General features: G+C 67.5%; 10 protein-coding genes. 7 read left to right on the top strand and 3 right to left on the bottom strand.

What is annotated here, in order from left to right; genetic code table 11:
• Positions 1 to 6 precede the first annotated feature (6 nt).
• Together RMCB_RS25330 and RMCB_RS25325 are read right to left on the bottom strand one after the other, a co-directional pair.
• A complete protein-coding gene (locus RMCB_RS25330) occupies positions 7 to 474 on the bottom strand; it encodes an SRPBCC family protein (protein WP_062830944.1) in 468 nt (155 codons plus the stop codon).
• A 13-nt stretch (positions 475 to 487) separates the two neighbouring features.
• The gene (locus RMCB_RS25325) at positions 488 to 1,465 is read right to left on the bottom strand and encodes an aldo/keto reductase (RefSeq protein WP_062830943.1); all 978 of its coding nucleotides are present in this window, start codon (positions 1,463 to 1,465) and stop codon (positions 488 to 490) included.
• Between the two features lie 124 nt (positions 1,466 to 1,589).
• Between RMCB_RS25325 and RMCB_RS25320 the strand changes: the two genes are divergently transcribed.
• The 3 genes from RMCB_RS25320 to RMCB_RS25310 are packed head-to-tail and all read left to right on the top strand — an operon-like array spanning position 1,590 to position 3,732.
• Positions 1,590 to 1,949 (top strand): DUF427 domain-containing protein, encoded by a 360-nt coding sequence (locus RMCB_RS25320; RefSeq protein ID WP_029371822.1) that lies wholly within the window; start codon positions 1,590 to 1,592, stop codon positions 1,947 to 1,949.
• 9 nt (positions 1,950 to 1,958) lie between these two features.
• Positions 1,959 to 2,858, top strand: a complete 900-nt coding sequence (locus tag RMCB_RS25315; RefSeq protein WP_029371824.1) for a DNA-3-methyladenine glycosylase family protein — start codon at positions 1,959 to 1,961, stop codon at positions 2,856 to 2,858.
• Between the two features lie 46 nt (positions 2,859 to 2,904).
• On the top strand, positions 2,905 to 3,732 hold the full coding sequence (locus tag RMCB_RS25310) for an MBL fold metallo-hydrolase (RefSeq protein WP_063979670.1): 828 nt from the start codon (positions 2,905 to 2,907) through the stop codon (positions 3,730 to 3,732).
• Here RMCB_RS25310 and RMCB_RS25305 read toward each other — a convergent pair.
• Positions 3,729 to 4,547 (bottom strand): PaaI family thioesterase, encoded by an 819-nt coding sequence (locus RMCB_RS25305; protein ID WP_062830942.1) that lies wholly within the window; start codon positions 4,545 to 4,547, stop codon positions 3,729 to 3,731. The two genes, RMCB_RS25310 and RMCB_RS25305, sit on opposite strands and share 4 nt — an antisense overlap.
• Before the next feature lie 69 nt (positions 4,548 to 4,616).
• On the opposite strand from RMCB_RS25305, the gene RMCB_RS25300 reads away from it, so the two are divergent.
• The 4 genes from RMCB_RS25300 (at position 4,617) to RMCB_RS25285 (ending at position 14,483) form a co-directional block, all read left to right on the top strand.
• The gene (locus tag RMCB_RS25300; protein ID WP_407662143.1) at positions 4,617 to 6,671 is read left to right on the top strand and encodes a heavy metal translocating P-type ATPase; all 2,055 of its coding nucleotides are present in this window, start codon (positions 4,617 to 4,619) and stop codon (positions 6,669 to 6,671) included.
• Positions 6,672 to 7,051: 380 nt separating this feature from the next.
• Positions 7,052 to 11,647 carry a glutamate synthase large subunit gene (gltB, locus tag RMCB_RS25295; protein WP_062830941.1) on the top strand — a complete coding sequence of 1,532 codons (4,596 nt, stop codon included), beginning with the start codon at positions 7,052 to 7,054 and terminating at the stop codon, positions 11,645 to 11,647.
• Entirely contained in the window at positions 11,640 to 13,106 is a 1,467-nt protein-coding gene (locus RMCB_RS25290) for a glutamate synthase subunit beta (RefSeq protein WP_062830940.1), read from the top strand. The genes gltB and RMCB_RS25290 overlap by 8 nt, the downstream gene beginning before the upstream one ends.
• Before the next feature lie 36 nt (positions 13,107 to 13,142).
• Positions 13,143 to 14,483, top strand: a complete 1,341-nt coding sequence (locus RMCB_RS25285; protein ID WP_062830939.1) for a glycosyltransferase family 87 protein — start codon at positions 13,143 to 13,145, stop codon at positions 14,481 to 14,483.
• The last annotated feature ends 2 nt before the right edge of the window (positions 14,484 to 14,485 follow it).

The raw sequence follows: 14,485 nt of genomic DNA, 5'->3' as shown, positions 1-14,485 counted from the left end.
GAGCGGTCACCGTTCGGCGCGAGCCTTGAGCCGCTCGAGCGTCCGCTGGATGTGTTCGGCGTTGGCGCCGCCCCGGTCGGTAACCCCGGTGGCCAGGCCCCCGACGAACTTGAACCACCCCGCGCGCTGGTCCCACGTCGATTCTGTGACGGTGCACCCGGTTTCGGTCGCGGCGATGTCGTAGCGCCAGTGCGCCACCGGGAACACCAGCGACTTCACGTCGAACGCGAACGTCCTGCCGGGGTCGGCGTCGGTGACCGTGCAGGTGGTGCTCCACGTGCGTGAGCCGTTGCGGTTCTGGCCGACGAACACCGAACCGGGCGTGGCCGAATCGCCCTTCTTCCACTGCATCGTGTAGGCCTCCTCGGCGAGTGACGCCAGTGTCGGCAGGTCGGTGATCAGTGCGTACACCGCTGCGGGATCGGCGGCGATCGACACAGAAGCAGTCACGCAGGCCGGGGCGGAAGCTGTCATGGCCCGATCGTAGTCAGCGGGCGCGGTCGATCATCTGCATCTGCGCCTCGGTGTGATGGTCCCCGGCCGGTGGCGTCAGCTGGTCGAGCGTGGCCAGTTGCTCGGCAGTCAGTACGACGGTGTCCGCCGCGACGTTCTCTTCCAGTCGCGCAACACGTTTGGTTCCCGGGATCGGAACGATGTCGCCGCCCTGGGCGAGCAGCCAGGCGAGGGCGACCTGGCCCGGGGTGGCGCCGGCCTGCTCGGCGATCGCCCGCACCTGGTCCGCGAGAGCCAGGTTCTGCTCGAAGTTCTCGGCACTGAACCGGGGGTTGTCACGACGGGTGTCGTCATCGGCCAGGTCGGCGACGGACCGGATCTGTCCGGTGAGAAAGCCCCGGCCCAACGGCGAATAGGCCACGAAGCCGATCCCGAGTTCGCGCAGGGTCTGCAGGATGCCGTCCTCGGGATCACGCGTCCACAGCGAATACTCCGACTGCAGTGCGGTGATCGGGTGCACGGCGTGGGCCCGGCGGATGGCCGCGACACCGACCTCGGACAGGCCGATGTGCCGGATCTTGCCTTCGGTGATCAGTTCGGCGAGGGTGCCGATGGTGTCCTCGATGGGCGTGCCAGGGTCGAGCCGGTGCTGGTAGTACAGGTCGATGCGGTCGGTGCCCAGCCGGCTCAACGACCCCTCCACCGCCGTGCGGATGCTCGCCGGGCTGCTGTCCAGGCCGTCGCGGCCGGTGTGCGAGATCATGCCGAACTTGGTCGCCAGCACCACTTTGTCCCGGCGCCCGGCCAGGGCCCGCCCGACCAGCTCTTCGTTGACGTACGGGCCGTACACCTCGGCGGTGTCGATCAGCGTGACGCCCAGGTCGATGGCCCGGTGGATGGTGCGGATGGACTCGTCGTCATCGCGTCCCGCACTGCCGTAGGCGAAGGACATGCCCATGGTGCCCAGGCCGATCCGCGCCACGTCGAGGTCACCGAGTTTTGCGTGCTTCATCTCCTACATTGCCTTTCGTCGATCACTCGGTGTCGAGTCAACGCGCCGCACGCGGGTTCTGCCAGGTTGTATCGCAACCCCGCAGCCGGGAATTCGACGCCCGCGAGCGCGCGTTGTGATCTCTATGACAGACCGACCGGTGCTGCAACCGACGGCGGCACATCCCATCACCATCGAACCCACCGGGCGGCGCGTCACCGTCCGGATCAACGGCGAGGTGGTCGCCCAGACCGATGACGCGTTGACCCTGCAGGAGTCGACGTATCCCGCGGTCCAGTACATCCCTCTTGCCGATGTGGTGGCGCCGCTGACCCGCAGTGAGACCACCACGTACTGCCCCTTCAAGGGCGAGGCCAACTACTACCACGTCGCCGGCGTCGACGACGCGATCTGGACCTACGAAAACGCCTATCCGGCGGTCGCCGAGATCACCGGGCGGGTGGCTTTCTACACCGACAAGGCGGATGTCAGCGTCGGTGCATAACCTGGTCGGGTGGCGACCGCCAGTGTGGTGTTCGACGGCCCGGCGAGTCCTGGCCTGACGCTGGCTCCGCTGCGCCGCGGCGGTGGGGACCCGTGTTATCGCACCGCTCCCGACGGGTCCATCTGGCGCACGACCCTCATGCGCACCGGCCCGGTGACCGCGCGGATCCTCAAGACGGCGCCCGACACCGTCGAATGCGAAGCCTGGGGCGACGGGACGACCGAGTTCCTCGACGGGCTGCCCGAACTGCTCGGCGCGGCCGATGACGACAGCGATTTCGACCCAGTCGAGCCGACCATCGCCGAGGCCTATCGGCGTACGCCCCATCTGCGGCTCGGCCGCACCGGGCGCGTGCTGGAGGCCCTGATCCCGGCGATCATCGAGCAGCGGGTCTCCGGCATGGACGCCTGGCGAGCGTGGCGCGCACTGGTGAGCAGGTACGGCGCTCCTGCGCCGGGCCCCGCGCCCAGCGGGATGCGGGTGCCGCCCAGCGCCGAGGTGTGGCGCCGCATCCCGTCGTGGGAGTTCCACCGGGCCAACGTGGATCCGGGCCGGGCCCGTACCGTCGTCGGGTGTGCCCAGCGGGCCGACGCGCTGGAACGGCTCACGGCGGACCGGGCCGTCGCCGGCCTGCGTTCGTTGCCCGGGGTGGGTGAGTGGACGGCGGCCGAGACCGTGCAACGGGTGTACGGGGACGCCGACGCGCTCTCGGTCGGCGACTACCACCTGGCCAAGGTGGTGGGCCTGAGCCTGCTGGGTACCCCCATCGACGATGCCGCCATGGTCGAGCTGCTGGAACCGCTACGGCCGCACCGGCAACGGGCGGTCCGACTACTGGAAGCCAGTGGGCTGGCGGTCAATCCGCGCCGCGGCGCCCGGCAGGCGATACCGAATCTGCGGGCCCTGTAACCCGACGGTTGACCTCAAGGGCGGTTGAGGTGTCAGCCTGGAGCGCATGCCTACCTGGATATGCACCGGATGCGGTGTCGAACATGCTCACTCCGATACCCGCCCGCCGGAGAACAGCTGCGTGCTCACCTCAGAGGTGGTCTCGATCGAGGAGCGCGGAGACCTGCCGCCGCACGGGACCTGGACGACACTGGAAGCTCTTGCCGCACAGCCTCATCACACCGAATACGCCGATCACGGCCGCGGTGTGCACAGCCTGCGCCGGGTCCCTCGGTTCGCGATCGGGCACCGGTCGTTCCTGGTGCAGACCGCGCACGGCAATCTGCTGTGGGATGCGCCGAGCTATCTCGACGACGACGTCGTGGCACTGGTGCGCAGGCTCGGCGGTGTCGCGGCGATCGCGGCCAGCCATCCGCACATGTTCGGCGCCCAGCTGAGCTGGAGCAGGGCGTTCGACCGGGTGCCGGTGTACGTGAATGCCCTTGACCAGGAATGGCTTCCGCAACAGGATCTGCTGATCGAGCTGTGGCACGACGAGGTCGAGCCGGTGCCCGGCGTGCGCCTGGTGCACGTCGGAGGGCACATGCGGGGTAGCTCGGTGGCGATAACCGCGGACGGCACGCTGCTGGCGGGGGACACCATCAGCGGCGGGCTGGCGCGCGACTGGGTGTCGTTCCAGCGCAGTTTTCCCAAGAACATTCCGTTGTCGGCGGCAGTGGTGCAGCGCATCGTGACACGTCTCGACGCCTACGACTACGACCGGCTCTACACCCTCGGCGGCGACGAGATCGACAGCGCCGCAAAAGATGTGGTGCACCGGTCTGCCGAGACCCACATCCGCTGGGTCAGCGGGGAGTTCGACCACCTCACCTAATCGATACGCGGGTACGCCGTGAGCCGGGCCAGCAGCGCCACTTGCCCGTCGGCGCCGATGGCCTTCGCGTCGGCCACGCCGCTACTGCGTCCCACGCGCAAAGCGGTTGCCTCATAACGGGATTCAGCGCCGGCCGAAAACTGGCGCAGATAGTTGACCCGCAGTGACGCGGTCTGCAGTGGGTGCTGCGCGCGGCCCTCGTTGACGGCGGCGGAGGCCACCAATTCCAGTGCGGTGGCAGAGATCCCGCCGTGCACGATGCCGATCAGGTTGTTCAGCGCCGGGTCCTGCAGCTGCCGCAGCACCTTGGCCCCGCCGCCTTCGGCGACATCGACCGACAGGCGCGCGGCCAGGGTCGGCGGCACGGCGGCTGCCTCGGTGTCATCGGAGCGCGTCGGCCACCGCCCGAGATGTTCAGGCGCGCGGATGTGAAACGACCGCACGGTGGCGGTGGCCACCGGGACGCGGCCACAGGCCAGTTCGCAGATGCTCATCGACGTCGGGCCTTTGGGGCCGAACGGCCGGGCCGACGCCGTCACCGGCTGCTCGGCCGAGTTCGCGATGACGGTTGCCGCGGTACCGGTGAATTCGATGGCCAACTCGCTGGTGACCGTCCATTCATCGGGATTGCGGCGCAGGTGATTGGCCAGGCCGCCGATGTGGTCCACCAGCATCGCCAGCGGACCGACGGTCGGCGCCCCGGTCAGTGGGTTCACCAGCCCTGCGATCGGCATCGAGGCCACGCAGCGGTCGGTGCCTTCTTCCAGCGTTTCGATCTGGAAGCGGCCCAGCGGGGTATTCGAGGGATATCGCATTGCGATCAACAGTTACGCCGACACCCGTGACCATATACCCCCTAGGGGTATATGGTGGGTCGTATGGACATGACGGGCATGGATATGACCGATCACGCACAGCACAGCTGTTCCGGGCATGGTGGGCACGGCGATCACGTCGCCCAGTTCCGCAGACTGTTCTGGACCATGCTGGCCCTGGCGGTACCGACGGTGGTGCTGTCGCCGATGTTCGCGATGCTCATCGGCTACTCGATCCCGGACGTGCCCGGTGTCGGCTGGGTGTCGCCGGTGCTCGGCACCGTGATGTACCTGTGGGGTGGGAGACCGTTTCTGACCGGCGCGGTCGGCGAGATCCGTTCCCGGGCCCCGGGGATGATGCTGCTCATCGGCCTGGCGATTACGGTCGCGTTCGTCGCCTCATGGGGCGCGAGCCTCGGGCTGGTACACCACCAGCTGGACTTCTGGTGGGAGCTGGCGCTGCTGATCGTCATCATGCTGCTCGGGCACTGGATCGAGATGCGTTCACTCGCCCAGACCACGTCCGCGCTCGATTCACTGGCCGCCCTGCTGCCCGACGAAGCTGAACGCGTCGAAGGCGATCCGGAGCGCGTCGTCACGGTCAGCCCCGACGCGCTGCGCGTGGGCGACGTGGTGCTCGTCCGGCCCGGTGGCAGCGTGCCCATGGACGGCCGGATCATCGACGGTGCGGCCCACATGGACGAATCCATGGTGACCGGCGAATCGCGTGCGGTACGCCGCAGTGTGGGCGACGACGTCATCGGCGGCACGGTCGCCACCGATTCGGGGTTGCGGATCCGTGTGACGGCAGTGGGCGACGACACCGCGCTGGCCGGTATCGCGCGGCTCGTCGACGACGCGATGAACTCGTCTTCGCGAGCCCAGCGACTGGCCGACAGGGCAGCGGGATGGTTGTTCTGGTTCGCGCTGGGGGCAGGGGTCCTGACCGCGGCCGTGTGGACCCTGCTGGGCGAACCCGACCAGGCCGTGGTGCGCACCATCACCGTGCTGGTGATCGCCTGCCCGCATGCTCTCGGCCTGGCGATCCCGCTGGTGGTGGCCATCGCCACCGAACGCGCGGCACGCGGCGGGGTCTTGGTGAAGGACCGCCTGGCACTGGAGACGATGCGCACAGTCGGTGCGGTGCTTTTCGACAAGACCGGGACGCTGACGCGCGGGGAACCGGCGGTGACCGCGGTGTCGGCATCGGGCCTTACCGAGAACGAACTGCTGACCCTGGCCGCGGCCGCCGAATCCAACTCCGAACATCCGCTGGCCAGGGCCATCGTGGAGGCTGCGCAGCGTCGTGGGTTGTCGCTGCCCGCTGCGAGCGCATTCAGTTCGTCTCCCGCGGTCGGAGTCAGCGCAACGGTCGACGGCAGGCATGTGCAGGTCGGCGGCCCGCGGCTACTGGAGCAGGAGGGCCTGGAACACGCCGTGCTGGAGCAGACGGCGGGCTGGCGCGGCGCCACGGTGCTGCATGTGCTGGTCGACGGGGCCGTGGTCGGTGCGCTGGGGCTGGCCGATGAGGTGCGACCGGAATCTCGCCAGACCGTCGATGCCTTGCGGGAGCAGGGCATAACCGTCGTGATGATCACCGGTGACGCCGAATCGGTGGCCCATGCGGTCGCGACCGATCTCGGTATCGACCGCGTCTACGCCGGGGTACGGCCGCAGGACAAGGCGGCCAAGGTGGCCGAACTGCAGCGCGAGGGCCGCCCGGTCGCGATGGTCGGCGATGGCGTCAACGACGCGCCTGCGCTGGCCCAGGCCGATGTCGGCATCGCGATCGGCGCAGGCACCGATGTGGCGATCGCGTCGGCCGGCGTGATTCTCGCCAGCTCGGACCCGCGCTCGGTGTTGTCGGTGATCGAGCTGTCCCGCCAGTCCTACCGAAAGATGAGGCAAAACCTTTGGTGGGCGGCGGGTTACAACCTGATGGCGGTTCCGTTGGCGGCCGGCGTGCTGGCGCCGATCGGTTTCGTGATGCCGATGTCGGTCGGAGCGATCCTCATGTCGGCGTCGACGGTGGTGGTCGCGCTCAACGCACAGCTGCTGCGTAAGCTCGATCTGCGGCCGGAAACCGCGGTCAGAACCTCTCGCGAGCAAACTCTAAGAATCTGACTAGGCTTTCCTGCAAACCGAATGGTCCTATATAACGGCTGTATAACACCCGCGTTAAGCCTGTGTAGCAAATGGGCGGGGCAGGGTGTTGACCCCGGGTAAACGCGGCGTATCGCTCACAGGGTTTTGACAGTTAGTCGAAAAGGCAAGGCGGACAACCTCTTTCCGAACCGTCGTAATATGGCGGCAACACAGGAATGCGTTGGGCGGGCAATCTGGTTAGGCTTAGCTAAGTTGGCATGTCGCACGGTGTTTGCCCTATTGTTTTGTCACTTATGGCGTGTTGGACATAGCCGTCGTTCAGTGGTGCACGAACGGCCTCCCTCGCCGAGTGGCTAACGCCAGCTCGTGACAGAGCGTGGTTGGAGGGCTAGGTGATAATGGCTCCAAAGCAAATCGGGTTGTACAACTCCGCGTACGAACACGGCTCCTGCGGCGTCGCGATGGTCGCGGACATGCACGGCCGTCGCAGCCGCGACATCGTCGACAAGGCGATCACCGCGCTGCTGAACCTGGAGCACCGCGGTGCTGCGGGCGCGGAGCCCAACACCGGCGACGGCGCAGGCATCCTGCTGCAGGTGCCCGACGAGTTCCTCCGCGCGGTCTGCAAGGAGCAAGAAGGCTTCGAACTCCCGCCCGAGGGCAGCTACGCGACCGGCATCGCCTTCCTGCCGCAGTCCTCACGCGACGCCAAGCTGGCTTGCGAGGCCGTCGGAAAGATCGTCGAGGCCGAGGGCCTGCAACTGCTGGGGTGGCGCGACGTCCCGCACGACGACTCCTCGCTGGGCGCACTGGCCCGCGATGCCATGCCGACGCTGCGTCAGGTCTTCATCGGCGGCGCCGAAGGCATGGAGCTGGAGCGCCGCGCCTACGTCATCCGCAAGCGCGCCGAGCACGAACTCGGCACCAAGGGCCCCGGCCAGGACGGCCCCGGGCGCGAGACCGTGTACTTCCCCAGCCTTTCGGGCAAGACGATCGTCTACAAGGGCATGCTGACCACGCCGCAGCTGCGCGCGTTCTACCTGGATCTCCAGGACCAGCGGCTCACCAGCGCGTTGGGCATCGTGCACTCGCGGTTCTCGACCAACACGTTCCCGTCGTGGCCGCTGGCGCACCCCTTCCGCCGCGTCGCCCACAACGGTGAGATCAACACCGTCACCGGCAACGAAAACTGGATGCGGGCCCGTGAGGCGCTCATCCACACCGACGTCTTCGGGTACCACAACGACCTGAACAAGATCTTCCCCGTGTGTACGCCGGGGGCGTCGGACACCGCCCGCTTCGACGAAGTCCTCGAGCTGCTGCACCTCGGCGGGCGCCCGCTGCACCACGCGGTGCTGATGATGATTCCCGAGGCATGGGAGCGCAACACCGAGATGGACCCGGCGCGCCGGGCGTTCTACCAGTACCACGGTTCGCTCATGGAGCCGTGGGACGGACCGGCCTCGGTGTGCTTCACCGATGGCACCGTTGTCGGCGCGGTGCTCGACCGCAACGGCCTGCGCCCGTCACGCATCTGGGTGACCGAAGACGGTCTGGTCGTCATGGCATCCGAGGCCGGCGTGCTGGACCTGGATCCCTCGACCGTCGTGCAGAAGATGCGCCTGCAGCCGGGCCGCATGTTCCTGGTGGACACCGCGCAGGGCCGCATCGTCTCCGACGAAGAGGTCAAGGCCGAGCTGGCCGCCGAGCATCCCTACCAGGAATGGCTGGACGCGGGCCTCTTCCACATCGACGAACTGCCCCAGGGCAAGTACGTCAAGATGCCGCACCACCGGGTGGTGCTGCGTCAGCAGGCCTTCGGCTACACCTACGAAGAGCTCAACCTGCTCATCGCACCCATGGCCCGCACCGGTGCCGAGGCGCTCGGCTCGATGGGCACCGACACGCCCATCGCGGTGCTCTCGCAGCGGCCGCGGATGCTGTTCGACTACTTCCAGCAACTCTTCGCGCAGGTGACCAACCCGCCGCTGGACGCGATCCGCGAAGAGGTGGTCACCAGCCTGCAGGGTGTCATCGGTCCCGAAGGCGACCTGCTCAACCCCGACGAGAACTCCTGTCGCCAGATCGTGCTGCCACAGCCGATCCTGCGCAACGCCGAGCTGTCCAAGCTCATCGACGTCGACCCCGACCACGAGATCCGCGGCCGCAAGCACGGCATGCGGGCCGCCGTGGTGAGCTGCCTGTACCCGGTCGCCGATGGCGGCGCCGGGCTGCGGCGGGCCCTGGAGGACGTGCGCACCAAGGTGTCGCAGGCCATCCGCAACGGTGCCCGCATCATCGTGCTCTCCGACCGCGAATCCAACGAATGGCTCGCGCCGATCCCGTCGCTGCTGTCCGTCGCCGCCGTGCACCATCACCTGGTCCGCGAGCGCACCCGCACGCAGGTCGGCCTCGTCGTCGAATCCGGCGACGCGCGCGAGGTGCACCACATGGCCATGCTGTGTGGATTCGGCGCGGCCGCTATCAACCCGTACATGGCCTTCGAGTCGATCGAGGACATGATCGACCGCGGCGTCATCACCGGGCTCACCAGCGATCAGGCCAAGGCCAACTACGTGAAGGCCGCAGGCAAGGGCGTGCTCAAGGTGATGTCCAAGATGGGCATCTCCACCCTGGCCTCCTACACGGGCGCCCAGCTGTTCCAGGCCGTCGGTATCAGCCAGCGGGTGCTCGACGAGTACTTCACCGGATTGCACTGCCCCACAGGCGGTATCGACCTCGACGACATCGCCGCCGACGTGGCGACCAGGCACGAGCTGGCGTACCTGGACCGTCCCGACGAGTGGGCGCACCGCGAGCTCGAGGTCGGCGGTGAATACCAGTGGCGGCGCGAGGGTGAGTACCACCTGTTCAACCCCGACACGGTGTTCAAGCTGCAGCACTCGACCCGCACCGGGCAGTACTCGGTGTTCAAGGAGTACACCAAGCTGGTCGATGACCAGAGTGAGCGGATGGCCTCGCTGCGCGGCCTGCTCAAGTTCAAAGAAGGTGTGCGGGAGCCGATTTCGATCGACGAGGTCGAGCCGGCCAGTGAGATCGTCAAGCGGTTCTCCACCGGCGCGATGAGCTACGGCTCGATCTCGGCCGAGGCACACGAGACGCTTGCCATCGCGATGAACCGCCTTGGCGGCCGGTCCAACTCGGGTGAGGGCGGCGAGAGCGTCGACCGCTTCGAACCCGACGCCAACGGCGACTGGCGGCGCAGTGCCATCAAGCAGGTGGCCTCGGCCCGGTTCGGTGTCACCAGTCACTACCTGACCAACTGCACCGACATCCAGATCAAGATGGCCCAGGGCGCCAAGCCCGGTGAGGGCGGGCAGCTTCCGGGGCACAAGGTGTACCCGTGGGTGGCCGAGGTTCGGCACTCGACGCCGGGCGTCGGGCTCATCTCGCCGCCGCCGCACCACGACATCTACTCGATCGAGGATCTGGCGCAGCTGATCCACGACCTGAAGAACGCCAACCCGGCAGCCCGTATCCACGTCAAGCTGGTCAGCGAGAACGGCGTCGGGACCGTGGCGGCCGGCGTCTCCAAGGCGCACGCCGACGTGGTGCTGATCTCCGGGCACGACGGCGGTACCGGCGCCACCCCGCTCACCTCGCAGAAGCACGCAGGCGCCCCGTGGGAGCTCGGCCTGGCCGAGACGCAGCAGACGTTGCTGCTCAACGGTCTTCGCGATCGGATCGTCGTGCAGGTGGACGGTCAGCTCAAGACGGGCCGCGACGTGGTGATCGCCGCGCTGCTCGGCGCCGAGGAATTCGGTTTCGCGACCGCACCGCTGGTCGTCTCGGGCTGCATCATGATGCGGGTCTGCCACCTCGACACCTGCCCGGTGGGCGTGGCGACGCAGAACCCTGTGCTGCGCGAGCGGTTCAACGGCAAGCCCGAGTTCGTCGAGAACTTCTTCATGTTCATCGCCGAGGAAGTTCGGGAACTGATGGCGCAGTTGGGTTTCCGCACCGTCAACGAGATGGTCGGCCAGGTCGGCGCGCTGGACACCAGCCGGGCCGCCGAGCACTGGAAGGCACACAAGCTCGATCTCACGCCCGTGCTGCACGAGCCGGAATCGGCCTTCATGAACCAGGACCTGTACTGCAGCTCGCGACAGGACCACGGCCTGGACAAGGCACTGGATCAGCAGCTCATCGTGCAGAGCCGCGAGGCGCTGGACAAGGGTGCGAAGGTCCGGTTCTCGACCAAGATCACCAACGTCAACCGGACCGTGGGCACCATGCTGGGCCACGAGGTCACCAAAGTTTATGGCGGGCAGGGACTTCCGGACGGGACCATCGACATCACGTTCGACGGTTCCGCAGGCAACAGCTTCGGTGCGTTCGTGCCGAGGGGCATCACGCTGCGGGTCTACGGCGACGCCAACGACTACGTGGGCAAGGGCCTGTCCGGTGGCCGGATCGTGGTGCGGCCGTCCGAGAACGCCCCGGCGGATTATGTCGCCGAGCGCAACATCATCGGCGGCAACGTGATCCTGTTCGGCGCCACCAGCGGTCAGGCCTTCCTGCGCGGTGTGGTGGGCGAGCGGTTCGCGGTGCGGAACTCCGGTGCCCACGCGGTCGTGGAAGGTGTGGGTGACCACGGCTGCGAGTACATGACCGGCGGCAAGGTGGTCATCCTCGGTGCCACCGGGCGCAACTTCGCCGCGGGCATGTCCGGTGGCGTGGCCTACGTGTACGACCCGGCCGGCGCGCTGCCGGGGAACGTGAATGCAGAGATGGTGGATCTCGACGCTCTGGACGACGCTGACCGCGAATGGCTGCACGGCATGATCACCGGGCACGTCGACGCGACGGATTCGGCCGTGGGGCAGCGGATCCTGGCCGATTGGGATGGCGAGATGAAGAACTTCGTGAAGGTCATGCCGCGGGACTACAAGCGGGTGCTGACGGCGATCGCCGAGGCCGAGGCTGCCGGTTCCGATGTCAACGACGCAATCATGGCGGCGGCCCGTGGCTGATCCGGCTGGCTTCCTCAAGCACACCAAACGCGAACTGCCTGCCCGGCGGCCGGTGCCGCTGCGCCTGCAGGACTGGAAAGAGGTCTACGAGGACTTCTCCCACGACACCCTGCAGGTACAGGCATCACGCTGCATGGACTGCGGTATCCCGTTCTGCCACAACGGATGCCCGCTGGGAAACCTGATTCCCGAGTGGAACGACCTGGTGTTCCGGGACCGCTGGCGCGACGCCATCGAGCGGCTGCACGCGACCAACAACTTCCCGGAGTTCACCGGCAGGCTCTGCCCGGCGCCCTGCGAGGCGTCGTGCGTGCTGGGGATCAACCAGGACCCGGTGACCATCAAGCAGGTCGAGGTCGAGATCATCGACAATGCCTTCGAGCAGGGCTGGGTCAAGCCGCTGCCGCCGGATGTGTTGACCGGCAAGAAGGTTGCGGTCGTCGGATCCGGGCCCGCAGGGCTCGCGGCGGCGCAGCAGCTGACGCGCGCCGGGCATGACGTGACGGTGTTCGAGCGCGCCGACCGCATCGGCGGGCTGCTGCGCTACGGCATCCCCGAGTTCAAGATGGAGAAGCGCCACATCGACCGCCGTCTCGAGCAGATGGAGGCCGAAGGCACGAAGTTCCGCACGGGGGTCAACGTCGGCGTGGACCTCACCGTCGAGCAACTGCGCGAGGACTTCGACGCGGTGGTGCTGGCCGGCGGTGCGACCGCGTGGCGCGACCTGCCCATCCCGGGCCGCGAACTCGAGGGCATCCACCAGGCCATGGAGTACCTGCCGTGGGCCAACCGCGTGCAGAACGGTGACGATGTACTGGGCCCCGACGGCGAGCCGCCGATCACGGCCAAGGGCAAGAAGGTCGTCATCATCGGTGGCGGCGACACCGGCGCGGACTGCCTGGGCACCGCACACCGACAGGGCGCGGCCAGCATCCACCAGTTCGAGATCATGCCGCGGCCACCGGAGTCCCGCGCAGATTCGACCCCGTGGCCGACCTACCCCTTGATGTTCCGGGTATCCTCGGCGCACGAAGAGGGTGGCGAGCGGGTCTTCTCGGTGAACACCGAGCAGTTCGTCGGCGTCGACGGCAAGGTGAGCTCGCTCAAGGTGCACGAGGTTGTCATGAACGCGGGTAAGTTCGAGAAGGTCGAAGGCTCGGACTTCGAGCTGGACGCCGACATCGTGTTTCTGGCAATGGGTTTCGTCGGCCCCGAGCGCGAGGGCCTGCTGACCGAGCTGGGTGTCGAGCTGACCGACCGCGGAAACGTGGCGCGCGACAAGGACTTCCAGACCACCGAAGAGGGCGTGTTCGTCGCAGGTGACATGGGGCGCGGACAGTCGCTGATCGTGTGGGCGATCGCCGAGGGCCGCGCTGCCGCGGCAGGCGTCGACCGTTACCTGATGGGCCACAGCGCGCTGCCCGCGCCGATCAAGCCGACCGCCGCACCGCAGCGATGAGCCGGCGGAACAGCTAAGCGACCGTTGGACAGGGGGATGCTACTGCGTCGTCGTTTCGTCTGCGGCGCAGTCATCATGGCCGTGTTGGCGGTCGTGGTACACAACCACCTGGTGCCGTTCCAGACGCAGTTCTTCGGGTTGACCGAGAACAACTACGATCTGGACACCTACCGGGCGGCTGTGCACCAGGTGTGGGACGGCAGGGGTCTCTACGACACGCCTGCGCTGCGCGGTGCGTGGTTCGTCTACCCACCCTTCGCGACCCTGGCCCTTGCGCCGTTCGCCTGGCTCGGATTCGATGTCGCGAAGTATGCCCTTCTGGCGCTGTCGATCTGCGTTTTGGGGCTCATCGCATGGCGCATCATGCGCCTGGCCGGGTTTCGCGCAGATGCCCGGCTGGGCGTGGTCAGTAGTGCGCTCGCGGTCATCGTCATCGATCTCGAGCCCGTGCAGGCGACGCTCTGGTGGGGGCAGATCAATGTCCTGCTGATGGCGATGGTGATGCTCGATCTGTTGCGCCCTGCCGAATCGCGCTGGCGTGGAATCGGTTTGGGTATCGCCGCCGGTATCAAGCTCACGCCGCTGGTGTTCCTGCCGTACCTGCTGCTCACGCGACAGTGGCGGGCATCGGCCACCGCCACAGGCACATTCGGTGCCACCGCAGTGCTCACGTGGCCCCTGCTGCCGCGCGACAGCGCCTGGTTCTGGAGTCACCTCGGCGACACCAGCCACATCAGCCGTCTGGACCATCTGGCGAATCAGTCGATCAACGGGTTTCTGGCGCGGTATTTCGCTCCGAATCCGCGGCCGGAGTGGCTGTGGATCGCCCTGAGCCTGCTGGTGGTTGCCGCCGGCCTGGCCGTCGCGACGTGGGCCCAGCGGCGCGGAGAACCGGTGCTGGCAGTGGTGACGGTCGGTTTGATGGGGTGTGCGGTATCCCCGTTCAGTTGGGCAGCGCACTGGGTGTGGTTCGCGCCGGCGTTCTTCTGGCTCGTGGCGAAATCGTGCACGACGCGCGGACACTGGTCCCGCGGCTGGGCCTACCGGGCTGCCGTGCTGGTGGCGATGACGTTCATGTGGACGCTGCACCGCCCCGGCCGCAACCACACCACGATGTACTTCAGCGGGGTGTACTGGAATTTCCTCGACCTGCGCGCTTCTTGGGTCGGCCAGGTTGCGAGCGGCTGGTATCCGCTGGTGTTCGGGTGCTTCATGGTCGGCGCGGTGAGCTGGCTGCGGCTGAGCGCGCGTGACGAGATCGCGATGGCAACATCCGATCTCGACGACTACCCGCCGGAGTTTCCCGATGAGCGCGTGGCGCTCACGGATGCCGAGGGCGCCGCAGCCGTCGACGATCGCCTCGTGCAGCCGCGATAGAC

Origin of the sequence: Mycolicibacterium brisbanense (genome assembly GCF_001570425.1) — a bacterium.
GTDB lineage: Bacteria > Actinomycetota > Actinomycetes > Mycobacteriales > Mycobacteriaceae > Mycobacterium > Mycobacterium brisbanense.
The sequence above is the reverse complement of the archived record's forward strand: the minus strand, read 5'-3'. Positions and strand labels throughout refer to the sequence as shown.

Excerpts from the sequence above, each read along its gene's own strand:
- RMCB_RS25325 (WP_062830943.1), bottom strand. The coding sequence starts at position 1,465 with ATGAAGCACGCAAAACTCGGTGACCTCGACGTGGCGCGGATCGGCCTG.
- RMCB_RS25305 (WP_062830942.1), bottom strand. The coding sequence starts at position 4,547 with ATGCGATATCCCTCGAATACCCCGCTGGGCCGCTTCCAGATCGAAACG.
- RMCB_RS25310 (WP_063979670.1), top strand. The coding sequence starts at position 2,905 with ATGCCTACCTGGATATGCACCGGATGCGGTGTCGAACATGCTCACTCC.
- RMCB_RS25330 (WP_062830944.1), bottom strand. The coding sequence starts at position 474 with ATGACAGCTTCCGCCCCGGCCTGCGTGACTGCTTCTGTGTCGATCGCC.
- RMCB_RS25320 (WP_029371822.1), top strand. The coding sequence starts at position 1,590 with ATGACAGACCGACCGGTGCTGCAACCGACGGCGGCACATCCCATCACC.
- RMCB_RS25300 (WP_407662143.1), top strand. The coding sequence starts at position 4,617 with ATGACGGGCATGGATATGACCGATCACGCACAGCACAGCTGTTCCGGG.
- gltB (WP_062830941.1), top strand. The coding sequence starts at position 7,052 with ATGGCTCCAAAGCAAATCGGGTTGTACAACTCCGCGTACGAACACGGC.
- RMCB_RS25285 (WP_062830939.1), top strand. The coding sequence starts at position 13,143 with ATGCTACTGCGTCGTCGTTTCGTCTGCGGCGCAGTCATCATGGCCGTG.